This is a genomic window from Nocardia lasii, from assembly GCF_042658545.1.
GTDB classification, from domain to species: domain Bacteria; phylum Actinomycetota; class Actinomycetes; order Mycobacteriales; family Mycobacteriaceae; genus Nocardia; species Nocardia lasii.
The window spans coordinates 250,406-274,613 of record NZ_JBHSQN010000003.1 but is presented as its reverse complement, the minus strand read 5'-3'; the positions used below and the strand labels follow the sequence as shown (position 1 = coordinate 274,613).

The 24,208-nt window shown below is 69.6% G+C and carries 15 protein-coding genes and 1 tRNA gene; 9 read left to right on the top strand and 7 right to left on the bottom strand.

The window, feature by feature from the left end; genetic code table 11:
* Positions 1-2: 2 nt before the first annotated feature.
* Complete coding sequence (locus ACFP3H_RS09110; protein ID WP_378602406.1) at positions 3-791, bottom strand: alpha/beta fold hydrolase; 789 nt, start codon at positions 789-791, stop codon at positions 3-5.
* 87 nt (positions 792-878) lie between these two features.
* On the opposite strand from ACFP3H_RS09110, the gene ACFP3H_RS09105 reads away from it, so the two are divergent.
* The 4 genes from ACFP3H_RS09105 to nudC all read left to right on the top strand — a co-directional run bounded on the left by ACFP3H_RS09105 (position 879) and on the right by nudC (position 10,685).
* Positions 879-4,547, top strand: coding sequence for an ATP-dependent helicase (locus ACFP3H_RS09105; protein WP_378602628.1), 3,669 nt, complete (start codon positions 879-881; stop codon positions 4,545-4,547).
* The gene (locus tag ACFP3H_RS09100) at positions 4,544-8,407 is read left to right on the top strand and encodes a UvrD-helicase domain-containing protein (RefSeq protein ID WP_378602403.1); all 3,864 of its coding nucleotides are present in this window, start codon (positions 4,544-4,546) and stop codon (positions 8,405-8,407) included. The genes ACFP3H_RS09105 and ACFP3H_RS09100 overlap by 4 nt, the downstream gene beginning before the upstream one ends.
* A gap of 331 nt (positions 8,408-8,738) precedes the next feature.
* On the top strand, positions 8,739-9,764 hold the full coding sequence (locus ACFP3H_RS09095) for a potassium channel family protein (protein WP_378602400.1): 1,026 nt from the start codon (positions 8,739-8,741) through the stop codon (positions 9,762-9,764).
* 27 nt (positions 9,765-9,791) lie between these two features.
* Positions 9,792-10,685 (top strand): NAD(+) diphosphatase, encoded by an 894-nt coding sequence (gene nudC, locus ACFP3H_RS09090; protein ID WP_378602397.1) that lies wholly within the window; start codon positions 9,792-9,794, stop codon positions 10,683-10,685.
* Here nudC and ACFP3H_RS09085 read toward each other — a convergent pair whose 3' ends face one another.
* A complete protein-coding gene (locus ACFP3H_RS09085) occupies positions 10,686-10,946 on the bottom strand; it encodes a mycoredoxin (RefSeq protein WP_378602395.1) in 261 nt (86 codons plus the stop codon).
* A 75-nt stretch (positions 10,947-11,021) separates the two neighbouring features.
* On the opposite strand from ACFP3H_RS09085, the gene ACFP3H_RS09080 reads away from it, so the two are divergent.
* Positions 11,022-13,178, top strand: a complete 2,157-nt coding sequence (locus ACFP3H_RS09080) for an ATP-dependent DNA helicase UvrD2 (RefSeq protein WP_378602625.1) — start codon at positions 11,022-11,024, stop codon at positions 13,176-13,178.
* A 543-nt stretch (positions 13,179-13,721) separates the two neighbouring features.
* A complete protein-coding gene (locus tag ACFP3H_RS09075) occupies positions 13,722-14,042 on the top strand; it encodes a WhiB family transcriptional regulator (RefSeq protein WP_378602393.1) in 321 nt (106 codons plus the stop codon).
* 77 nt (positions 14,043-14,119) lie between these two features.
* Here ACFP3H_RS09075 and ACFP3H_RS09070 read toward each other — a convergent pair whose 3' ends face one another.
* The 3 genes from ACFP3H_RS09070 to ACFP3H_RS09060 form a co-directional block, all read right to left on the bottom strand.
* Positions 14,120-15,469, bottom strand: coding sequence for an ABC1 kinase family protein (locus tag ACFP3H_RS09070; protein WP_465263756.1), 1,350 nt, complete (start codon positions 15,467-15,469; stop codon positions 14,120-14,122).
* Between the two features lie 59 nt (positions 15,470-15,528).
* A complete protein-coding gene (locus ACFP3H_RS09065; protein ID WP_378602389.1) occupies positions 15,529-16,404 on the bottom strand; it encodes a TOMM precursor leader peptide-binding protein in 876 nt (291 codons plus the stop codon).
* Positions 16,405-16,616: 212 nt separating this feature from the next.
* A complete protein-coding gene (locus ACFP3H_RS09060; RefSeq protein ID WP_378602387.1) occupies positions 16,617-18,044 on the bottom strand; it encodes a zinc-dependent metalloprotease in 1,428 nt (475 codons plus the stop codon).
* A gap of 129 nt (positions 18,045-18,173) precedes the next feature.
* On the opposite strand from ACFP3H_RS09060, the gene ACFP3H_RS09055 reads away from it, so the two are divergent.
* Positions 18,174-19,196 carry a YlbL family protein gene (locus tag ACFP3H_RS09055; RefSeq protein ID WP_378602385.1) on the top strand — a complete coding sequence of 341 codons (1,023 nt, stop codon included), beginning with the start codon at positions 18,174-18,176 and terminating at the stop codon, positions 19,194-19,196.
* A gap of 208 nt (positions 19,197-19,404) precedes the next feature.
* On the opposite strand, the gene ACFP3H_RS09050 is transcribed toward ACFP3H_RS09055, so the two are convergent.
* Positions 19,405-19,983: a PPA1309 family protein gene (locus ACFP3H_RS09050; protein WP_378602383.1), complete on the bottom strand. Its 579-nt coding sequence runs from the start codon at positions 19,981-19,983 to the stop codon at positions 19,405-19,407.
* A gap of 187 nt (positions 19,984-20,170) precedes the next feature.
* Between ACFP3H_RS09050 and ACFP3H_RS09045 the strand changes: the two genes are divergently transcribed.
* On the top strand, positions 20,171-23,152 hold the full coding sequence (locus ACFP3H_RS09045; protein WP_378602380.1) for a UPF0182 family protein: 2,982 nt from the start codon (positions 20,171-20,173) through the stop codon (positions 23,150-23,152).
* Positions 23,153-23,224: 72 nt separating this feature from the next.
* Here the strand turns inward: ACFP3H_RS09045 and ACFP3H_RS09040 are convergent, their stop codons facing one another.
* Positions 23,225-23,779 carry a transglycosylase family protein gene (locus ACFP3H_RS09040; RefSeq protein ID WP_378602377.1) on the bottom strand — a complete coding sequence of 185 codons (555 nt, stop codon included), beginning with the start codon at positions 23,777-23,779 and terminating at the stop codon, positions 23,225-23,227.
* 346 nt (positions 23,780-24,125) lie between these two features.
* On the opposite strand from ACFP3H_RS09040, the gene ACFP3H_RS09035 reads away from it, so the two are divergent.
* Positions 24,126-24,199, top strand: a tRNA-Met gene (locus tag ACFP3H_RS09035).
* The last annotated feature ends 9 nt before the right edge of the window (positions 24,200-24,208 follow it).

Genomic DNA, 24,208 nt, shown 5'->3' with positions numbered 1-24,208 from the left:
GGCTACAGCACCCCGGCGATCAAGGCGGCGGTCTCGGCGGGACGGGCCTGGGCGACCATATGATCGCAATCCCACACCTCGACGGTGAGGTCGGCCAGGTGCGCGGTGAGCGCGGCCAGGAACTCGGGGGTCACATACGGCGGACTCACCTTGGCCGCGCGGACCAGCACGGTCGGCAGGTCGGCGGGCGGCAGCACGAACTCGCGCGCGAGCTGACCCCAGTACGAGGTGATCGCGGGCTGGAACAGCCGCCAACCCACCCGGCCGCCCTCGGTGGGCACCAGGTGTTCGACCAGTTCGCGTTCCAGCACGGCCGGGTCGACCTCGTCGGGACTCCACGCGCTGGCCTGCTTGTCGGACCTGGCCTCGGCGACATCGGTGTAATCGGGCGAGGCGAGATTGGCCGCCGCGATCTGTTCCATCAGCGTCGCGTCGAGGCCGATGGCCGGATCGAGCAGGACCAGCGCGCGCACGAGTTCGGGATGGCGCCGGGCCAGATGGACGCCGACCGCGCCGCCGAACGAGTGGCCGACCACCACCGCGGGCGCGTCGGTCTCGGCGCGCAGCAGCTGCGCGAGATCGGCGACGATCGTGTCGAAGTCCCACGGCGGCAGCGAGGTGGAGCGGCCGTGTCCGCGCAGGTCGGGGGCGACGATCCGGGCCTGGGGCAGGTGCTCGGTGGCGAGGGTTTCCCAGCGGTTGCCGTGACCGGTGAGACCGTGCAGGGCGAGGACGACGGGACCGTCGGCGGGGCCGAACCGGTGCACATGAAGCGAGGACACGACTGCCATTCTGGCCGGTCGCGCGCGCTCGCGCAGCCCGGGTGCGCGGTGGGGGCGCGCGGAGTGTCGTACTGGTCTGTTGCAATAGCCGATGTGGTGCGATCGGATGCCGCGGTGCGACTCGTGCGCCGCAGGACGCGGGCGCCCCGGCCGCGGGCCTGGGGTGCGCCCGTCGCCGCGCTGTTCGCCGAGCAGGCCCAGCTCGGGCCGTCGCGGCCGGGTTGGGTGCCGTGGCAGGTCCTCGGCGGGCCCGGCACCGGTAAGACCTCGCTGCTGATCGACCTGGTGACCGCCCGCATCACCGACGGGGCCGACGCGGGCTCGGTGCTGGTGCTGACCCACACCAAACAGGCCGCCGCCGCGCTGCGCGACGCGATCACCCACCAGCTGGGGCCCGAGGTCGGCGGGATTCCCGGCGCGAGTCGCGAGCCGATGGTGCGGACGGTGCACTCCTACGCGTTCTCGGTGCTGCGTCGGCACGCCGAACTGCACGGCAACCCGCCGCCCCGGCTGCTCACCGGCGCCGAGCAGGACGCGGTGCTGCGGGAGATGCTGCACGGCGATCTCGAGGACATCGAGAACGGGGCGGGCGGATTGTGGCCGCCGCGACTACAGCCCGCGCTGGCACTGGGCGGGTTCGCCGAACAGCTGCGCGACCTGATGCTGCGCGCCACCGAACGCGGGCTCGGTCCCGAGGATCTGATGGCGCTCGGGCGCGAGCACGACAACGACGCGTGGGTGGCGGCCGGGCGGTTCTTCCAGCGCTACGAGCAGGCGTCGATGCTGCGGTGGTCGGTGGGTGTGGCGGCCCCGGAAGCCACCGCGCCCGCCCTCGACGCGGCCGAGTTGGTCGGTGCGGCGTTGGACGCGCTGGCCGGTGACCGGAATCTGCTTGCCGCCGAACGGGATCGGATCCGCTACCTGCTCGTCGACGACGCCCAGCACCTGGATCCGCAAGCGGCCACGCTGGTGCGCGCGATCGGCGGCGGTGGGGCGAGCACGGTGATCACCGGTGATCCCGACCAGGCGGTGTTCACCTTTCGCGGTGCGGATTCGCACTTCCTCACCGAGCTCGAGACCGACGCGCGGCGGCGAATCACCCTGCGGCACAACTACCGCAGTGGGGCGCCGATTCGGGTGGCGGCCGCGCGGATCGCGGCGCGGTTGCCGGGTAGTGCGCGTCATCGGATAGGCGAGGGGCCTACTCCCGAAATCCCGGAGCACGCGCCCGGTTCGACCGGGCAGGCACCCGGGTTGCCGGACTCGGCCGAGGATCCACTGGCAGACCCGGTCGGGGACGAGTCGAGTGTGCGGGTGCGGGTGCTGTCCACGCCCGCGAAGGAAGCGGCGCTGATCGCGGATCATCTGCGGCGCGCGCACCTCACCGACGGGGTGCCGTGGTCGGGGATGGCGGTGATCGTGCGGTCGGTGCCGCTGTCGTTGGCGCCGTTGCGGCGGGCCTTGCTCGCCGCCGGGGTGCCGGTGCGGCGGCCTGCGGTCTCGGAGCCGTTGGCGCGGCGGCGCGGTGCGGCGTGGATGGTGGGGGCCCTGCGGGTGGTGTCGGCGGCGGATTCGGCACGGCCGGGGTCGCGGCGGGCGATCGACGCGATGTTCTCGCCCGACGACGCGATGGATCTGCTGTCGGGTCCGCTGGGCGGGGCCGATCAGATCGCGCTGCGGCGGTTGCGTCGTGGCGTGCGGCGCAGTGTGCTCGAGCTGGAACGCACCGGGGCACTGGGGGATCCGGCGGTCGGGGGCGACGATCAGTTCCTGCTCTGGGGTGAGGTCGAGCCTGCACCGGAATTCGTCGAGCCCGAACCGGAGCCGATCGACGACGAGTGGTTGCCCCCGCCGGACCCGGACGATCCGCTGCGCCCGGAACCCGAATCCGACTGGGATATCGCCGAGCGGCTGCCCGACGACATCGACCTGCTCGACAGCGAGACCCCGCCCGCCGTGAGCGCGATCGTCGAACCCGCGCGCCCGCCCACCCCCGCGGTGCCGCTGATCGACCAGTCCTCGGCCGAGGTGCTGCGCGACCTCATCGTCGGCGTCGGCGAGACGCGGCTCCTCGACGGGCTCACCGAAGTCGAAGCGGCACCGCTGCACCGGGTGCTGCGGGCGATCGAGAAGGCGAAACTCACCCAGGCCAGGGGCCAGGGCCTCGAAGACGTGCTGTGGACGCTGTGGACGAGTTCGCGGCTGGAACGTCGCTGGTTCCGGCAGTCGCGGCGCGGCGGTGCGTCCGGGATGCAGGCCGATCGTGACCTCGACGCCGCCGTCGAATTGTTCGATGCCGCAGCGGCTTACGTGGACCGACTACCCAAGGCCAGCATCGAGGGGTTCGTCGAATACCTGCTGCACCAGCAGATTCCGCAGCAGGGCCGACCGCTGACCGTCGAGGGCGAGGCGGTGACCCTGCTCAGCGCCCACGCCGCCGCCGGTCGGGAATGGGACGTGGTGGCGGTTGCCGCTGTGCAGGAAGGCATCTGGCCCAACCCGCGCTCGCGGGGCACGCTGCTGCACACCGAGGATCTGGTCGATCTGGTCGCCGGGCTCGATCCGGGGGCGACGGTGAGCCGGGCCGCGCCGATCCTGGCCGAGGAACGCAGACTGCTGCTGGTCGCGTGCAGTCGGGCGCGGCGGTCGCTGCTGGTCACCGCCGTGGAATCGGCTGCGGGAGAACAGGATCTGGTGCCGTCGCGGTTTCTCACCGAGCTCGTCGCCGAGGCCGATGACGGTGAGCCCGGTGCGCTGCCGGTCGCCGATCCCGGACGCGCGCTGGTGATGCACGCGCTGGTCGCGGAATTGCGCGGGGTGGTGTGTGATCCGGCGACCGCGCCCGAACGGCGGGAACGGGCCGCGCACCAGTTGGCGCGACTGGCCGACGCGGGCGTGCCCGGCACCGACCCCGGCGACTGGTACGGCACCGCCGCGCTCAGCTCCGAGCGCGAACTCTTCGACGACGAGGACACGCCGATCGGGCTGTCCCCCTCGACGGTCGAACTGCTGCGCACCTGCCCGCTGCGGTGGGCGCTGGAACGCCACGGCGGCACCGACGGCGACAACCCGCACGCGGTCAAGGGCAACCTCGTGCACACGCTCGTGCAGGCCCTGGCAGGCGAGGTGCCGGAGGCGCAGGTGCGGGCCGCGCTGGACCAGGCGTGGCGGTCGATCGACCCGGCCGAGGGCTGGCACTCACGCCAGGAACTGCGCCGCACCGAAACCATGCTGGAAACCTTCCTCGCCTGGGTGCGCGCCACCCGCGGCGAACTCACCCAGGTGGGGGTCGAGGTGCCGGTGGACTGCGTGCTGCCCGCGCGCACCGACACCGCGCGGGCCGTGCGCATCCGGGGTCGGATCGACCGGCTCGAACGAGATGCGCAGGGGCGCTTCGTGATCGTCGACGTGAAGACCGGGAAGACGCCGGTCAGCGCGAAGGCGGTCGCCGAGCACGCGCAATTGGCCACCTACCAGGTGGCGGCCGCGCACGGCGCGCTCGACGAGGACGAGCAGACCGGCGAGCCGGGCGGGGCGCGACTGGTCTACGTCGCCAAATCGAGCACCAAGACCGGCGCGGCCGAACGGGCACAGGAGGCGCTCGACGGCGACGGACTCGAGCAGTGGCGCGAGACCATCCACGACGCGGCCGACGCCACGCGCGGGCCCGGGTACCTGGCGGTACGCAACGACGGGTGCAGGCACTGCCCGGTGGCGGGCAGTTGTCCGGTGCAGGACACTGGACGGCAGGTGACCGACGAGTGAGCCCCGCGCGCGTCACCCCGCAGCGGTTGGCCGACGCGCTCGGCCTGCCCCCACCGACCGAGGAACAGTCCGCGGTCATCGCCGCCCCACCCGGACCGACCCTGGTCGTCGCCGGGGCCGGGGCGGGCAAGACCGAGACGATGGCCTCGCGCGTGGTGTGGATGGTGGCCAACCAGTTGGTCGCCCCCGACGAAGTACTCGGGTTGACCTTCACCCGAAAAGCCGCGCAGCAGTTGACCTCTCGCATCCGCACCCGACTGGCCCGGCTCGCGGGCGCGCCGCTGCTGCGCGAGATCGACCCCAGTGGCGCGCTGCGCACGATCGTGGCCGGGGCCGAACCGGAGATCAGCACTTACCACTCCTACGCGGGCCGACTGCTCACCGCGCACGGGCTGCTGCTGCCCGTGGAACCGTCCGCGGCGCTGCTCACCCAGACGCAGCTGTGGCAGCTCGCGCACGAGGTGGTGCGCTCGTGGGACGGCGACCTCGACACCGACCGCACCCCCATCTCGGTGACCGAGGCGGTCCTCGCCCTGTCCGGCCAACTCGCCGAACACCTCGTGGAACCCGAACAGCTGGCCGAGGCCCACGCCGAGCTGGAAAAACTGGTCTACACCCTGCCCCCAGGCCCCCGCCAACGCGGCGGCCCCAGTCAGGCTCTGCTCAATGTGCTCAACGCCCAACGTGAACGCGTCGCCCTGCTGCCCCTGGTCCAGCGCCTCGCCGAGTCCCTGAACCGGCGTGGCGCACTGGATTTCGGCTCCCAGATGTCGCTTGCCGCCCAGCTGGCCGTCGACCATCCCGAGGTCGCCGCCGCCGAACGCGCTCGCTTCAAACTGGTTCTGCTCGACGAATATCAGGACACCGGACATGCCCAGCGGGTGCTGTTGTCGGCGCTGTTCGGCAATGCGGAAGCGGTGCAACAGGATCGACCTCGGGAGCCGGTGCGGATTCGAGGGGTGGCGCCGGTGGCTGAGGTGGATGCGTTGTTCGCGGTGGACGACCGGGAGTCGTGGCGCGGCGCGGGTGCTGCCGTGACCGGTGCCGTGCCGGATAGTGCTGGGCTCGAAGATGATTCGTTCGGCGGTGTCCGGGGTGCGGAGCTGTCGGGTGATGGGTCGCGCGGTAGTAGCGGTGGAGTGGGCTCCGGGGCGGGACCTGGTGCGTTCGTCGACGGTGAAGGGGTCGAAGGACTGTCGGCGGGCGAGGTCGGAGCGAACGCCGCGGGGTTGGCAGGGGGGTCACGAGTCGGCAGACCTGGCGGCGATGACGGCGGAACCGGAAGTGGGCGGCGCGCGGCGTTGTCCGCTGCTGGTCGCGATGCCGAGGGGGACGGCGGTGGGGGCTCTGATGCGCGGGCGCTCGCCGTGACGGCGGTGGGTGATCCGATGCAGTCCATCTACGGGTGGCGGGGGGCATCGGCGGCGAATCTTCCTCGGTTCGCGACGGATTTCCCTGTCGCGCCGGGGGTTCCGGCGCCGGTGCTGCCGTTGCTGACCAGTTGGCGGAATCCGCCCGAGGCATTGGCGTTGGCGAACCTGGTCGCCGATCCGTTGCGCCGGGTGGCGCGGGCCGCCGGTGGGGCGACGGTGGACGCGTTGCGGGCCAAGCCCGCGGCGAGTGCGGGAGTGGTGGAGCTCGCGGTGACCGAAACCATTGCGCAGGAACGGGAGTGGATCGCCGAGCGGATCGCGCGGGAGTGGGTGGCGGCGCGGGAGAACGATCAGCCGCCGCCGACCTCGGCGGTGTTGATTCGGCGTAATGCCGACGCGGCGCCGCTGGCCGAGGCGTTGCGGGAGCAGGGGTTGCCGGTGGAGATCGTCGGGCTCGGTGGGCTGTTGGCGACGCCGGAGGTGGCCGATATCGTCGCCACGCTGCGGTTGATCGCGGAGCCGGGGACCGGGAGTGCGGCGGTGCGGATCCTCACGGGGGCGCGGTGGCGGATCGGGGTGGCGGACCTGGCGGCGTTGGCGCAGCGGGCGCGGATGCTGTCCATCAGCAGTGCCTCGGGCCCGGACGCGAGCGAGATCACCGACGCGGCGGGACTGGCGACGGCGCTGCGGGAGGTGGCGCCGGAGCCGACCGAGCGCGCCGGGCTGGCCGATGCCATCGCCGATCCCGGTGCGCCGGAGAACTATTCGGACGCCGGCTACGCGCGCATCGCCGCCCTGAGCGCGGAACTGACCGCACTGCGTGAACGCAGCGGGCAACCGTTGATCGAGCTCGTCGCCGATGTGGAACGCACCATCGGGGTCGGCGTCGAGACCCAGGCTCGGCGCGCCATCGTCGGCGGCGGCGCCGGCCGCGAGCACCTCGACGCCTTCGCCGAGGTCGTCGCCGGGTACGCCGCCGACTCGCGTGCCTCGCTGAGCGGGTTGCTCGCCTTCTTCACCGCGGCCGAGTCGGTCGAAAACGGTTTGGAGCCGGGCGAAGTGGAGGTCGCGCGTGACCGCGTGCAGGTGCTCACCGTGCACGCCGCCAAGGGGCTGGAATGGGAAGTCGTCGCGGTGCCGCACGTGAGCGCGACGGTGTTCCCGTCGACCACCGCCCTGAGCACCTGGCTCGGCGCCCTCACCGAACTGCCCACCACCCTGCGCGGTGACCGCGCCCAACCGGACGCTTCCGAAGGCGTACCCGTGCTCGACCTGAGCACCGCGAGCGACCGCTCCGAACTCGAGCGCGCCATCGCCGGACACAAGGCCGCGCTCAAGAGCCGCCGCCTCGACGAGGAACGCCGCCTGTTCTACGTCGCGCTCACCAGAACCGAACGGGTACTGCTGGTTTCGGCCTACTACTGGCCCGAGACCGGCACCTCGCAGAAGGGACCCTCGGACTTCCTGCTCGAACTCAAAGAAGCCAACGAGAACCCCGACAGTGACGCCTACGGTGTCGCCACCATCGCCCGCTGGGACGACGCCCCCGCCCCCGACGCGGTGAACCCCTTCGCCGACAACCCACCCACCGCCCAGTGGCCACGCGACCCCCTCGGCAACCGCCGCGACCCCATCGAACAGGGCGCCGCCCTCGTCCGCGCCGCCCTCGACAAATTACACAGCGGCACAACCGATTCCGAGGAGTCGCTCGCAGACGAGGCGGCTGCTGACGAGGTGACCGATGACGACCCCGAGGGCTGGGCCAACGATGTCGACGCGCTCCTGGCCGAATTCACCGCCGCCGAACTCGCCGAACAGCAGGTGGAACTGCCCGGTCAACTTCCCGCCACCGCCCTGGTCGAACTGCGCGCCGACCCCACCCGACTCGCGGCTCGTCTGCGCCGCCCCCTGCCCTATCCGCCGAACCCGATGGCCCGGCGCGGCACGGCGTTTCACGCGTGGGTGCAGTCCTGGTTCGGTACCGAACAGCTGCTCGGCCTCGACGAACTGCCCGGCGCCGCCGACAGCACCACCGAAATGGGCCGCGCCGACCAGGAACTCGCCGCCATGCAGGCGTCGTTCCGTCGCTCGCCCTGGGCGCACCGCAACCCCGTAGACGTGGAGGTGCCCTTCGAAACGACCATCGCGGGCACCGTGATTCGTGGCCGCATGGACGCCGTCTTCGCCGAACCCGGCGACCGCTGGCTCGTCGTGGACTGGAAGACCGGCGCCGAACCCGGCCCCGCCGACGAACCCGCCGTCGCCGTCCAGCTCGCCGTCTACCGCCTCGCCTGGGCTCGGCTCATGGCCGCCCGCACCGGCCACACCGAAGCCCACATGCTCCAACGCATCAGCGCCGCATTCCATTACATCCGCTCCGGCCGCACCATCGCCCCGGCCGACCTCCTCGGCCCCACCGAACTCGAACGCCTCATCCGCGACGCCGCCCCCGAAAACACCGACACCGATCCACCCCAACCCCCCTGAGCCGATACGCTGACGAGCGCCGCCGGTTTCGGCTGCCCCAGGCCGAGAACACGCGGCGCCAGTCGTCGGTTTTCGGCCGCCTTGATCTGGACTGACCAGAGGGTGCGACGAAGGAGTGCCCGGCGGGAGGGAAGATCATGGGAACCTGGCCGAGAACACGCGGCACCAGTCGTCGGTTTTCGGCCGCCTTGATCTGGACTGACCAGAGGGTGCGACGAAGGAGTGCCCGGCGGGAGGGAAGATCAAGGGACCCAGGCCGAAAACACGCGGCACCAGCCGCAAATAAACACAGGAGGGTGATTTGTTCGGTGACACGCGCAACCCGGCTGGGTTGAGCAGCAGTCCCGACTATGCCCTTGTCGGTCTGTTGCGGATTCCGGCGGCGCAGTCGAGTCCGTGGGCCTCGCTCACCCGGCGCGTCCTGTTCGCCATCTTCCTGCTGTTCACCGCGGCGACGGTGGTCTACTTCGGCCGCGACGGTTATCGGGATACCACCGGCGACGAGCTGTCGTTCCTCGACGCGATGTATTACGCCACCGTGTCCCTGTCGACCACCGGTTATGGCGATATCGCCCCGGTGACGCCGTCGGCGCGGTTGGTCAACATCATCGTCATCACCCCACTGCGCGTCCTGTTCCTCATCGTGTTGGTCGGTACGACCCTCGGTGTGTTGACCGAACGGTCGCGGCAGGCGTTCAAGATTCAGCGATGGAGGCACACCGTGCGCAATCACACCGTCGTCGTCGGTTACGGCACCAAGGGTCGTACCGCGATCGATGCGATGGTCGGTGACGGTATCTCGGTGTCCGACATCGTCGTCGTCGACACCGACCCGGTCGCCTTGGAGGCGGCCGCCGCCGGGGGGTTGGTGACGGTGCACGGGTCGGCGACCAAGTCCGATGTGCAGCGCCTGGCCGGGGTGCAGCGCGCCGCCGCGGTGGTCGTGGCGACCAACCGCGACGACACCGCCGTGCTGGTCACCCTCACCGCGCGGGAACTGAACAAGACGGCCAAGATCTCGGTCGCCATCCGCGAGGCCGAGAACACCCATCTGGTGCGCCAGTCCGGCGCCGACTCCGTGGTGGTGTCCTCCGAGACCGCGGGCCGGCTGCTCGGCATCGCCACCACCACGCCCACGGTCGTGGAGATGATGGAGGACCTGCTCACCCCCGAGCAGGGTTTCGCGGTGGCCGAGCGGGAAGTGGAGCCCAGCGAGGTGGGCGGTTCGCCGCGCCACCTGAGCGACATCGTGCTCGGGGTGGTGCGCGACGGTGTGCTGATCCGGGTCGGTGAGGCCGAGGTCGACGCGCTCGAGTCGGGCGACAAGCTGCTGTATATCCGTCGTACCGGGAAGTAGTCGGTACCGCCAGCTAGGCTCGCGGATGTGTCATTCCGGCTGAAAGACGTTCCGCTGCTGTCGCGTTCCACCATCGATCGGGCCGAGCACGTGCGCCTCGATCCCGAGGCCCTGCGCGAGGGGTGGGGCAAGGCGAAGATCCTGCGTGTCGACCGGCGCGGCAAGGTGCGCGTCGAGGGCACCGAGCTCGTCCTGGACACGGCCGCGTCGGTGGCCGACGGGCCCGGCGAGGCGGCGGTGTTCCTCGGCGTGGTCGACGGCAGCCACCTGTGGGCGGTGCGTGTGGCCGAACTCGACGGCACCCTGAAGGATCTGCGCGGTCTCGGCGGCGTGGACGATTTCACCGCCGAGCTGCTCTCCACCGCGTACGCGCTGCTCAACTGGCACGACCGCGCCGCCTTTCACGGTGGCGACGGGACGGTGACCGCGTTGGCGCGCGGGGGCTGGTCGCGCCTGACCGCCGCCGGCGAGGAGGAATTCCCCCGGATCGATCCGGCGGTGATCTGCCTGGTGCACGACGGCGCCGACCGGGTGCTGCTGGCGCGTCAGCAGAGCTGGCCGGAGACGATGTTCTCGCTGCTGGCCGGGTTCGTCGAGGTGGGCGAGTCGCTCGAGCGGTGCGTGGAACGCGAGGTGCTCGAGGAAGTCGGCGTGGAGCTGCGCGATATCCACTACCTGGGCAGCCAGCCGTGGCCGTTCCCGCGTTCGCTGATGGTCGGTTTCGCCGCGATCGGCAACCCCGAGCAGGAACTGGTGTTCTCCGACGGCGAGATCGCCGAGGCGCACTGGTTCACCCGCGCGGAGGTCCGCGCGGCCCTGGGGGCGGGCGACTGGACCGCGACGCAGTCCGGCGCCCGACTGCTCGTCCCAGGATCGATCTCGATCGCGCGATCGATCATCGAGTCCTGGGCCGAGGCCTGATCAGACCTGCTGGGCGGCCAATGCCTTCTTCACCGCGGCCAGCGACGGGTTGGTCGCGGTCGAGCCGTCGCGGTACTTGATCGTGGGCACCACGTGGTTGCCGTTGTTGACGCTGCCGACGAACTCGGCCGAGGCGGGATCGTCTTCGATATCGATCACCGAGTAGGTGATGCCCGCTTCGTCGAGCTGGGTCCGCAGGCGTCGGCAGTAGCCGCACCAGGTGGTCGAGTACATCGTCAGGTCTGGGGTTGTGTCAGTCACGCGATGTGCAACGTCTCGGCGGCCCGTGGTGTTCCGCGCGGGCGGCGTCACCGGTGCTTGTCGGTGCGCGCTGTCATGATGGTGCGCGTGCCAGTACTCGATCTCACCGACCTCGACCCGGAACAGGCCGCCGCGGTGCGGGCACCACGGGGGCCGGTGTGCGTGCTCGCCGGTGCGGGAACGGGCAAGACCAGGACCATCACGCACCGGATCGCGCATCTGATCGCCGGCGGGCACGTCAAGCCCGACCAGGTCCTCGCGGTCACGTTCACCGCGCGGGCGGCGGGGGAGATGCGCAACCGGTTGCGCTCGATGGGGCTCGGCGGCGACGCGGGGCAGGTGCAGGCGCGCACGTTCCACGCCGCCGCGCTGCGTCAGCTGCGGTATTTCTGGCCGCAGGTGGTGGGCGATGTGCCGTGGCGACTGCTCGACAGCAAGTTCCCGGTGGTGTCGCAGGCCGCGCAGCGCGCGGGGTTGCGCGCGTCCACGGAAATGGTGCGTGACCTGCTCAGCGAGATCGAATGGGCCAAGGCCTCGCTGATCGCCCCGGAGGACTATCCGGCCGCCGCGGCCCGCCACCACCGTGACGCGCCGTGCGAGGTGGACAAGGTCGCCCAGGTCTACGCGGGCTACGAGTCCGCGAAAGCCTCCGCCGACGGGCTGCTGCTCGACTTCGACGATCTGCTGCTGCACACCGCGGCCGCGCTCGAGGACTACCCTTCCGTCGCCGACGAGTTCCGTGGTCGCTATCGCAGCTTCGTCGTCGACGAATACCAGGACGTCACGCCCCTGCAGCAGCGGGTGCTCAACGCGTGGCTGGGCGATCGCGACGATCTCACCGTGGTCGGCGACGCGAACCAGACCATCTACTCGTTCACCGGCGCCACCCCCTCCTACCTGCTCGATTTCTCCCGACGCTTCCCCGACGCGACCGTGGTGCGGCTCGAACGCGACTACCGCTCCACCCCGCAGGTGGTCGCGCTGGCCAACCAGGTGATCGGCGCGGCGCGCGGGCGGATCGCCGGCACGCGGCTGGCCCTGATCGGCCAACGCCCCGACGGGCCCGAACCGGAATTCGCCGAGTACGCCGACGCGCACGCGGAGGCGGTCGCGGTCGCGGGACGGATCCAGACACTGATCGCCGAGGGCACACCCGCCGCCGAGATCGCGGTGCTGTACCGGACCAACGCGCTGTCGGAACCCTTCGAACAGGTGCTGACCGAGCGGGCGATCCCGTTCCAGGTGCGCGGGGGCGAGGGCTTCTTCCAGCGGCAGGAGGTGCGCCAGGCCGTCGTGGAACTGCGCAAGGCCGACGCGCGCGACGACCTGCCCGACGAGGCGCGCAGCGGCGCCTCGCTGATCTCGCTGGTGCGCGCCGTGCTGGCCCCGGTCGGACTCACCGCCGAGGAACCCGCAGGCGCGCAGGCCAAGGAACGCTGGTCCTCGCTGCTGGCCCTGGTGCAGCTCACCGAGGAACTGGTCAGCCACGACGACGAGCTCGACCTCAGCGCCCTGCTGCGCGAGCTGGCGACGCGGGCCGAGGCCAAACACCCGCCGACCGTCGACGGCGTCACCCTGGCCTCGCTGCACGCCGCGAAGGGCCTCGAGTGGGACGCGGTGTTCCTGGCCGGGCTCACCGACGGCAGCCTGCCGATCTTCCACGTCCTCGGCCGCAAGAACGCGCCGGTCGACGAAGCGGGTCTGGAAGAGGAGCGGCGCCTGCTCTACGTGGGCGTGACCCGGGCCCGCACGCATCTGAGCCTGTCGTGGACCCAGCGCCGACTCCAGGCCGGTGGCGACTACCGCCCGGTCACCCGGTCGCGGTTCCTCAACGGGCTGATTCCCGACGAATCGGCGGCCTCGCGGATCGCGGTCGAGGTGCCGGGTAGGGCCGAGACGCCACGGCCGCTGTGCCGGGTCTGCCTCAAGCCGCTGATCGGCACCTACGCCACCATGCTCGGTCGATGCAGGCGCTGTCCCGGCGAAGCCGACCCGGTACTGCTCGACGCACTGAAGGAGTGGCGGGCCGAGAAAGCCGAGGCCCTGCGGGTGCGCGACTTCGTGGTGTTCACCGACACCACCCTGACCGCCATCGCCGAACAACTGCCCACCGACGACACCGGACTGGCCGCCATCGCCGGGATCGGCGCGAAGAAAATCGAACAGTACGGCGCGGACGTCTTGGCCATCGTCGCCTCACGAGTGCGAGCCACGGCACAAAACCCCAGGTAGAAAATAGGTTGGCAGGTTCTCGATCATTGCCTATGGTGGACATCACGCACCGAGAGTGATCGCGGTGCGCGGTCATTGTTCACATACGAGTTCAGGAGGGAGGCAGTCACATGAACACGAACACCACGTTCACGAACACCATGTTCGGCGCGATGAGCAATCACGCCCTGGTGAACGTTGTCGTCATGTCCGCCTCCCGGGGGGTCCTCGCTCAGCAGGGGACCGGTCTGTCCGTCGGCGTCGTACATCCGACCCGTTTCCAGGACAAGCCCACCGCGGGTTGGCAGTCGGCCGCCGTCTCGGCACCGGCAGCAACCGCCGATGAAGCCGGATACGCACCGGCATTCCTCGGCGCAACCCGCATTCGCGTCCGCCCAGCGACCGTGATCAGGTCTCGACACAGAAGTCGAGCTAGGTAGGGATCTCCCTCCCCAGACCTCCTGGCCACGGATCGCGAGAAGCGAACCCGTGGCCATATTTGTTTCGGCTCCTCAGCCGTAGGCACCGGGTTCGCACACCGAACATTCCACCGCTGCATACGAAATGAAGGAGAACGACGTGTTCACCGCCCAGGACTGGCCCACGGCCACTGCTGACGTGACATGCCGACCCGTGGCGCAGGCCACCTCGACGCTGCCCTGTCGCGCCGGAAACCCCGATCTGTGGTTCGCCGAGAGCCCCACCGATCTCGAGCAGGCCAAGGAACTGTGCGCGGCCTGCCCCATCCGCAAGGGCTGCCTGACCGCGGCCATCGATCGGGCCGAGCCGTGGGGCGTATGGGGCGGTGAGATCTTCGACCAGGGGGTCGTGATCGCCCGCAAGCGTCCCCGTGGCCGCCCGCGCAAGGTCGCGATCATGGCATGAACCCGGGAAAAGGGTTGTACCGCAAGCGAACCGCTCACCTCGTGCTGGTGAGCGGTTCGTTTTGTCTGCTCAGGTGCTCACGAGGCCTGTTCGGCGCGGAAGCCGGGTACCCAGGTGCGGACCAGTTTCATGAAGCCGAGCTCGGCGTCGAGCTGGGCCAGAATGCCGACGGACCCGCCGAGCACCCGGAACACCGTCAGGTACTCGGCCGGAAGCTGTAGGGCGCGCGCGGTTTTCATCTCCGGGCTGGAGAACTCCGAGGCCGTGCCCGCCACCTGCTGCATCCACGCGCGGGTGAAGTGGAACGAATCGGTGCGGATGGGATCGCTGAACGGGCGCAGGTACGCCTCGATCTCCTCGTGGGTCACCGTGCGGCCCGGAATCACCCAGCCGTGCTCGTAGAGCAGCTCGGTGAGCGCCGCGTGCTCGTCGGCCACGGCCAGTGCCAGCATCCGGCCGAGGACCTCGGGGAAACCGTCGGGCATGGGGGCGCAGGCGCCGAAGTCGAGCACCGCCAGGGTGCCGTCGGGGCGGATCAGGAAATTGCCGGGGTGCGGGTCGCCGTGCAGCAGGCCCACCAGTTCGGGGGAGCTGAAGTGGAAGCTGCCCATCAGTTCGGCGATCCGGTTGCGCTGCTCGCGCGTCCCCTCGGGATCCTCGGCGCCTGCCTTGATCAGCGCCGAGACCGGAGTGCCCTCGAGCCATTCGGTGACGATCACCTTCGGCGCGCCCGCCACCACCTTGGGCACCGTGATGGTGGGGTGCCCGTCGAACGCGGCGGCGAAGCGGCGCTGGTTGGCGGCCTCGATGCGGTAGTCGAGTTCTTCCTCGGTGCGCTCGGTGATCTCGGCGAGCAGCGGCTTCACATCGGCGCCGGGAATCACCGAGGCGAGCAGACCGGTCATCCGCGAGAGGGTCTTCAGGTCGGCGCGCAGCGCGTCGTCGGCGCCGGGGTACTGCACCTTCACCGCCACCGCGCGGCCGTCGGACCACACGGCCCGGTGCACCTGGCCGATGCTGGCCGACGCCGCCGGGGTGTCGTCGAAGGACTGGAACCGCTCGCGCCACTTGGTGCCCAGCTGCTGATCGAGCACCCGATGCACCGTGGCGGTGGGCATCGGGGGCGCGGCGGCCTGCAGTTTGGTCAGCGCCTCGCGGTAGTGCTCGCCGAATTCCTCGGGGACGGCGGCCTCCATCACGCTCAGCGCCTGCCCGAACTTCATCGCGCCGCCCTTGAGCTCACCGAGCACGGCGAACAGCTGCTCGGCGGCCTTCTGGTTCAGCGAGGCGTTGATCTGCTTCTTGTCACCGCCGACGAGCTTCTTGCCGAAACCGACGGCGGCTCGTCCGGCGATGCCGAGTGGAATCTTGGCCAGCTTGGCATTGCGGCTGGAACTGCGGCGCACGATCTCGGACACACTCTCCATCATGGCCGAACCCACGGGCCCCGTGTCATGGGAATGCTCACACCGGCCGATGCGAACTCTCACAGCGAGGCCTCCGGTGCGGGCGCGGTCATGGCGCGACAGCCACAATCCGGGTGTGGCAACCACGGGCGACGCTGGAGCTCGTGGGTGTCGAGGTCGAGTTCCACGGTGGCGTCGAGGGTGCGCGGCGCGCGGCGCGGCGAGCACGCGACGATCGCCTCCAGTTCGCCCAGCGCCAGCGCCGTCGTCGCCGCGATCCCGGCCGGGGACGCGTGCCCGGTGCGCCCGAGCAGCTGCGCGGCCAGGTGCGGCCAGTCGGTGTCGAAGCCGACGCGGGTCAGATCGGCGCAGTGCAGACAACTCGTCTCGCCCGGCAGAACGAGCGGACCCACCACCCCGATCCCGTCGCGCACGCGCACCTGCAGGTGCGGTACCCGGCGCAGTACCAGATCGACCGACAACCCGGGATCGATCATCAGGGCGTCGGTGAGCACCACCAGACTGCCCGCCTCGGCGCCCAGCGGCTTGCCCGCCCGGTATTCGCGCGAACGGATCGGCCGTAAACCCATGCGCCGCAACCCGAGTGCCACCGCGTCCGACAGCGGGCCGAGCCCGTGCACGGTGATGCCGCGGACCCGGCCCTGTTTGCGCTCGGGTTCCAGCAGCAGGCCCGCCTGGTCGATCGCGGCGAGCAGACTCATCGTGTGGTCGGGCGTGATGCCGAATTCACCTGCGCGCCAAATGATCTGGGGTCGCGACTGCATGCCGTCGAGGAGGCGAAGGAAGGCGAGCACGGTGCCGGTGTCGTGCTCGGTGGTCTCGAGCAGCAGCGCGCGTTCGGGGTCCCAGCCGAGTTGGACCGTGCCGGACGGGCGAACCAGGGTCGTCACGCGCGGGTGCAGCATCGGGCCGCGCAGCGGGGAAGTGGACGTCATGGTTCGAAGTATCGACCAACGGCCCCACCTCGACCCGTGCCGAAAGCCTGGTTATCCACAGGCTTTCGGCGTGTCGGAATCGGAATCTCGAACTGTGAACAACTCGGTTTCCACCGGTCGTCGCGGCGTGTTCGAGCGATCGTCAGCCGCGTGTCCGTGTCGCGCCACCGGGATCACGAAATTTCTCGCGCGACCCCTTGCGGCGGTGGGGATCAGGACTTGTCGGTGCCGGAATCCGGGTCGGTCTCCGGCTCGTCGGTGCCCTTGTGCTCCCGCGCGGCCGCATCACGTTCGCGCGCTTCGGTTTCGGCGAGCTGGGCCAGCGGGTCGTCGAAAGCGCCGGTGCCGCCGCCGATGATGGAGTCGATGAACCCGGCGGGGGAGTCCAGATCGGTGGAATCGGGCAGCAGATCGGGGTGCTCCCACACCTTGTCGCGCCGCTCCATGCCCGCGTCGGTGGTCAGCCGCCGCCACAGCGCCGCGGCCTCACGGACCTTGCGCGGGCGCAACTCCAAGCCGACCAGCGTGGCGAAGGTCTGCTCGGCCGGACCACCGGTGGCCCGCCGCCGACGCAGCGTCTCCGACAGCGCGCTCGCGCCCGGCAGCCGCTCACCCACGGCATCGGTGACCACGACGTCGACCCAGCCCTCGATCAGCGCGAGCAGGGTCTCCAAGCGCTCGAGCGCCTGCTTCTGCTCGGGCGTGGTCTGCGGTTCGAAGGTGCCCTGGGAGAGCAGTTCCTCGAGCTTGGACGGGTCGCTCAGCGACATCGGGTCGATGCCCTGGGCGGCCTCCTCGATCGCGGAGAAGTCCATCTTGATGCCGCGCGCGTAGTCCTCGACCGCGCCGAGCACCTGGTGGCGCAACCACGGCACATGCGCGAAGAGCCGCTGGTGGGCGGCCTCCCGCGCGGCCAGGAAGACGATGATCTCGCTCTCGGGCTGCTCGAGTCCGGCGCTGAACGCCGAGATCGCGGTGGGCAGCAGCGCCGCGGTACCGGCCGGGCCGAGCGGCAGCCCGATATCGGTGGAGGTCAGCACCTCCTTGGCCAGCTGGCCGAGCGCCTGACCGAGCTGGGAACCGAACGCCAACCCGCCCATCTGGCTCAACATTCCGACCATCGGACCGGCGAACTGCTTGGCCTCCTCGGGCAACTGCGCGGTCCACATGCCCGAGATCTGCTCGGCCACCGGATCGCACAGGCGCTTCCAGGTGGGCAGGGTCTCCTCGATCCAGTCGTTGGGAGTCCACGCGACGGTCCTGGTCGCGCCCGCGGGCAGCACCGTGGCGCCGTCGAGCCACAGTTCGGCCAGGTGGGCGGCGTCGGTGATCGCGGTGGTCGTGCCCGGCGAGATCGGCGCGATCGTGGAACCGAGTTGCTGGCGGGCCAGCCGCTTGGCCACGTCGTAGTTGACCGGGCCCGCTTGCGCGCCGCCGGGGCCCATGCCCTGGCCCATGCCGCTGATCATCTGGCCGAGCTGGCTCAACATCTGGCCCAACTGGGACGGATCGAACCCGCCTGCCCCGCCCATCGCTCCGAAACCGAACGGATCGTTTCCGCCGGAACTGTTCGCCTCGTCGCGACGCTTGCCGGACTCGTCGTCGTCGCCGGTCGAGAAGCCGAAGGGGAGATCGCTCATACCTCTTACGTTACGCGGGACCACCCGGGCACCGGTGTTCGCGCGTCGCGAAATCGCGACGGGATCGTCCGCGCCACAAAAGCGTGCCACTGCCGCCGGTCACGGCCGCCGATCACTACTGTGGTCGGAGTGAATCGTCGGATCCTCACCCTGATCGTCGCCCTCGCCCCCGTTCTCGTGCTCGGCGTGACCGGCAGCGTGGTCACCGTGCCGTTCGTCGCGCTCGGCCCCGGCCCGACCTTCGACACCCTCGGCAAGGTCGACGACAAGCCCGTGGTCGATGTCACCGGCGCGCCACTGGATCCCACGACCGGGCACCTCAATATGACGACGGTGTCGGTACGCGACGGACTGAATCTGTTCGAGGCGTTCGGTTTCTGGGTCAGCGGCGACCACGGACTCGTCCCGCGCGCCGAGGTGTACCCGCCCGGTGTGTCGCGCGAGGAAGTCGACAAGTCCAACCAGCAGGACTTCAAGGACTCCGAGAGCGACGCCGAGATCGCCGCGCTGCACTACCTGAAGATGCCGACGGTGGTGCTGGTGCGCGGCATCGGCGAGGACGCCCCCGCCGCCGAGGTGCTCGAGGTCGGCGACGAGTTGGTCCGCATCGACGACACCCCCATCACCGAGCCGAAGGACGTGATCGACTACGTCGGCACCAAGGCCCCCGGCGACACGATCACCGTCGTCTACCGTCGCGGCGATGCCGAACAGACCAGCCCGATCACCCTGGGACCCCGCCCCGACGACGAGGCCAAGGGCTACCTCGGCATCACCCCCACCGAAGGCAGCCGCCCGCCGCTGCGCGTCGAGTTCAACCTCGCCGACATCGGCGGACCGTCGGCCGGGCTGATGTTCAGCCTCGCGCTGATCGACAAGCTCTCGCCCGGCGAACTCAACGGCGGCCGGTTCGTCGCCGGCACCGGCACCATCGACGAGGACGGCAAGGTCGGCCCGATCGGCGGCATCGGCTACAAGATGATCGCCGCACGGGAGGCGGGCGCGGAGACCTTCCTGGTCCCCGCCGCCAACTGCAACGAGGCCCGCCAGCGCATTCCCGAGGGGCTGCGGTTGGTGAAGGTCGAGAACCTCGACGGCGCGGTCTCCTCGCTCGCCGACATCAACGCCGGCCGCGAGACGGTGACATGTTGACGGCTGGCGCTGCGGTTCTCGGCGCTTAACTTGCTGTGTTTTTTGGCGGCTGGCGCCGCGGTTCTCGGCGCTTAACTCCGCCTCTTCCCTCGCTCCGGGTACTCCTTCGTCGCACCCTCCGCTCAGTCCAGAGGCGGAGGCGCGCCGAGAACACCCAGGTGTGCCTGGCTCAGGTACTTGAACTGGGTTGGTTCATGGGGGCATGGGGCTACTCGAGGGTGTGGTGCAAGGCCTCTACCAGGCCAGGCGCCAGGTTGGGGTAGGTGCGTAGGTCGAGGTCGCCGAAGCCGTCGTCGTCTTCGGGGCGGATTTGGAGTAGGCACAGGGCGGCGCCCTCGCGGAGGACGCCTGCGATGAGGCGGGCGTCGCGGCGGCCGGGGTGGGCCAGGGCCGCGGCGCGCCCGGCCGCGTCGGCGGCTTCGTCGTCGGCCAGCAGCGGGACCAGGGCCTCGTCGAGGTCGTTCTCGGCGTCGGGCGGCAGCACCACGATCTCCTGCACCAGCACGCACCCCTGCACCGCGGGCGGCCAGGTGGTGGTGGCCAGGAATTCGTCGAGCGCCATCGACCCGCCGGTGATGTCGTCGGGGAAGGCTTCCTGCGCGACGGGGGTCAGTTCGCTGCCGTCGTCGAGTTGATCCTGCAGATCGGGTTCGGCCGCGGCCAGGTCGGCGGTCGGCACCAACGCGAACATCTGCGGCGGATTTCCCCAGCCCTCGGCGTCGGCGAACTCCACGACCTCGCGCACACAGCGGGCGAGGAGAACTTCGGCGTGCTCGTCATCGGTCACCCGCACATCCAATCATTTTCGGCCCAGCCGCTTGCACAGTGTCCGATTTCCGTAGAGTGGGCGCCAACGGTCCGGCGGTAGGTGCTCCTCGAGTGAGTGGCAAGACTCCGGATCACCCCGCAACATTCGGACTGCGGTGTCTGCGCCGATCTCGGTGCGGAGCCGCCGGAGCATGGAGAGTGGCACCGTGGGCATGCGGCCCCCCACCGGCTTACCTTCGTTGTCCCGACGCAGCCGTGTGCTGCTTGTGACAGCAGTCGTCCTCGCGGCGCTGCTGTTGCTCGGGCCCCGCTTCACCGACGCCTATACCAATTGGTTGTGGTTCGGTGAGGTCGGTTATCGCAGTGTGTATCTCGGCGTGTTGCGCACGCGGGTGCTGCTGTTCTTGGTTGTCGCACTGTTCGTCGGGTTGGTGGTCTGGGCGGCGTTGCTGCTGGCCTACCGCTCGCGGCCGGTGTTCGTCCCGGTCGCCGGTCCCAACGACCCGATCGCGCGCTACCGCACCACCGTCATGAGCAAGCTGCGCCTGTTCGGCATCGGCATCCCGGTGCTGCTGGGCGTGCTCTCCGGCCTGGTGGCGCAATCGAATTGGGCCACGGTGCAGTTGTTCCTGCACGGCGGCGAGTTCGGCCAGCAGGACCCGCAGTTCGGTCTCGACATCGGCTTCTACACCTTCGATCTGCCGTTCTATCGGATGGTGTTGAACTGGCTGTTCGTGGCCGTGGTGATCGCGTTCTTCGCGAACCTGGTGACCCACTACGTGTTCGGCGGCCTGCGCCTGGCCGGGCGCGAGGGCACCCTCACCAGGGCCGCGCGTGTGCAGCTGGCGGTGATCGCCGGCATCTTCGTGCTGCTCAAGGCGGTGGCGTACTGGTTCGACCGGTACGACCTGTTGTCGAGTACGCGCAAGGAACCGACCTTCGGTGGTCCCTCGTTCACCGATATCAACGCGGTGCTGCCTGCCAAACTGATCCTGCTCTCGATCGCGGTGATCTGCGCGCTCGCGTTCTTCGCCGGAATCGTGTTGCGCGACCTGCGGGTTCCCGCGATGGCGGCCGCGCTGCTCGTCCTGTCGTCGATTCTGGTCGGCGCGGTGTGGCCGATGGTCGTCGAGCAGTTCTCGGTGCGTCCCAACGCCGCCGACAAGGAAAGTCCGTACATCGAGCGCAACATCATGGCCACGCGCGAGGCATACGGCATCACCGACGACAAGGTCGAGTATCAGGACTACCGGGGCAGTTCGAACAAGAGCCCGCTCGACGTTCCCGCCGACGCGGCGACGATCGGCAACGCGCGCCTGCTCGACCCGAACATCCTCTCGCCCACCTTCACCCAGTTGCAGCAGCGCAAGAACTTCTACGGCTTCCCGGAGTCGCTCGACATCGACCGCTACACCCTCAACGGCGACATGCAGGACTACATCGTCGCCGCGCGTGAGCTGCACCCGGCCGCGCTGTCGGGCAACCAGAAGGACTGGATCAACCAGCACACCGTCTACACCCACGGCAACGGCTTCGTCGCCGCGCCCGCCAACCGGGTGAACAAGCCGCAGTCGGAGGCACAGAGCGCGGCGGGCGGCTCGGATTCGGGCTACCCGCTGTTCATGGTGAGCGACCTGTTCACCAAGGTCGAGGATCAGCAGATCAAGGTCGACCAGCCGCGCATCTACTACGGCGAACTGATCGCCCAGACCGATCCCGACTACGCCATCGTCGGCACCGCCGAGGGCCAGGCCCCGCGCGAGTACGACTCCGATACCGCCCAGTACACCTACAGCGGCAGCGGCGGCGTGCCGATCGGCAACTGGTTCAACCGCTTGGCCTTCGCGGCCAAGTACGCCGAGCGCAACATCCTGTTCTCCTCGGCGATCAGTGAGGACTCCAAGATCCTGTTCAACCGTGGTCCGCGCGACCGGGTGCAGAAGGTCGCACCCTGGTTGACCACCGACGGCAACGCCTACCCGGCGGTCATCGACGGCCGGATCATCTGGATCGTCGACGCCTACACCACGCTGGACAAGTACCCCTACGCCCAGCCGACCTCGCTCGACGGCGCGGTCGAGGACAGCATCGACAAGAAGACCGGCCGGGTGATCCCGCGCAAGGAGGTCAGCTACATCCGCAACTCGGTGAAGGCCACCGTCGACGCCTACGACGGCACCGTCACCCTGTACGAGACCGACTCCGTGGACCCGGTCCTCAAGGCCTGGCGTGGGGTGTTCCCCGACGCGGTGAAGCCGGAGAGCGAGATCTCGCCCGAACTGCGCGCGCACTTCCGCTACCCGGAGGACCTGTTCAAGGTCCAGCGCGACATGTTGACCAAGTACCACGTGGACAACCCGCGTGAGTTCTTCACCAACAACGCGTTCTGGTCGGTGCCCAGCGATCCCACGATCGAGGGCGGCACGTTCAACCAGCCGCCGTACTACGTGCTGCTGGGCGATCCGAAGACCACCAAGCCGGTGTTCAACCTGACCTCGGCGATGGTGGGCTACAACCGCCAGTTCCTCTCGGCCTACATCTCGGTGCGCTCCGATCCCGACGGGTACGGCAAGTTCACGATTCTGCAGTTGCCGACGGACTCGCAAACCCAGGGTCCGCAGCAGACCCAGAACTCGATGACCACCGCCGACGCGGTCTCGCGCGAGAAGACCCTGCTGTCGAACTCGAACAAGATTCGCTACGGCAACCTGCTCACCCTGCCGGTCGCCGACGGCGGCATCCTCTACGTCGAACCGTTCTACAACGAACGCAACACCGGTTCGTCGACGTTCCCGCAGCTGCTGCGCGTGCTGGTGAGCTACCGCGACGCGGCGGGCAGCGTGAAGGTCGGCTACGACTCGACGTTGGCCGGGGCGCTGAACCAGGTGATGCCAGGTGCCGGCGCGCTGGCCACGCCGTTCGGTGGCGATCCGGCGGTGAAGCCGAAACCGGGGGCGACCCCGCCGGTGGATCAGGGCACCGCCACCCCGCCCGGTGACGGCACCACGCCGCCGCCGACCACCCCGCCCACGGGTTCGACCGGCCAGGATGCCGCAGCGGCCGAGCTCGAGCGCAAGATCGACGCGGTGCGCACGGCGATGCGCACGGGCAACTTCACCGATTTCGGCAAGGCGCTCGAGGAGCTCGACGCCGCGGTGAAGGCGTACCAGGACGCGGGCGGCCGGTAGTCGGTCCCCGCTCGGACAGCAAGAAAGGCCCCGCCGAGGCGGGGCCTTTCTCGTGCAGGGGGAACGGGTGGATCAGCCGCCGATCGAGGCGATCAGCGGGGCGTTGGCGTCGAGCAGGTCCTGGTACTGGCCCGCGACACCGTACTGCTCGGCGAGCGAACGGCCCGCGGCCTTGGCCTGCTCCACGGCCTGCTGGACCTCGGTCTTGGCCACGGCGGGCACCTCGACGGGCAGTTCCACGGCGGGCTCCTCGACCACGACCGGCGCGGGCTCGGGCGTGGAGGCGCCTGCCTGCAGGTACTGGCCGCAGTGCGGCCACGCGCCGACGCCCTGGCTGGCGAGCACGTTCTCCGCGACGCGGATCTGCTCTTCCTTGCTGGCGTTGTGGGCCGAACCCTGGCCGCCGTTGGCCGCCCAGGTGCTCTGCGAGAACTGCAGGCCGCCGTAGTAGCCGTTGCCGGTGTTGATGCCCCAGTTACCGCCGCTCTCACACTGGGCTACGCCGTCCCAGTTGTAGTTGGCGGCGGCGGCAGTGCCGGTGGAGAGGCTGAACGGAACGGCAACCAGGGCGCCGGTGATGGCGGCGACGCCAAGGGCACGGGTGCGGAATTTCCGGGTCTCAGTCATGGGGGGAACGCTAACCAATGAATCGATGCCGATCACATCTTGATAACGAGCAGATTCTATGAATGAAATAGCCGTCTTATCGAGGTTTACACCGCATAGCCAGTGGGAATGTCTAGATAACCATCGGTCTGTTATTGGTCCGTTATGTGTTCGGGATCACTGGGTGATAGTGATGGCGCTCACGGAATAACGGAACCGCTTCGGCATGTCGCCATCTGCTGTGATCACTGTCACATGCACTGATCTACGGTTGATGCTCGGCGCGTGGAGTTCGAGGCGAAAACGCCGTGTGACCTCACGATTTGGCGCCCACGGCGACCTGTGTGTAATGTTGGGTTCACACCGACGCGGGGTGGAGCAGCTCGGTAGCTCGCTGGGCTCATAACCCAGAGGTCGCAGGTTCAAATCCTGTCCCCGCTACAAAACGAA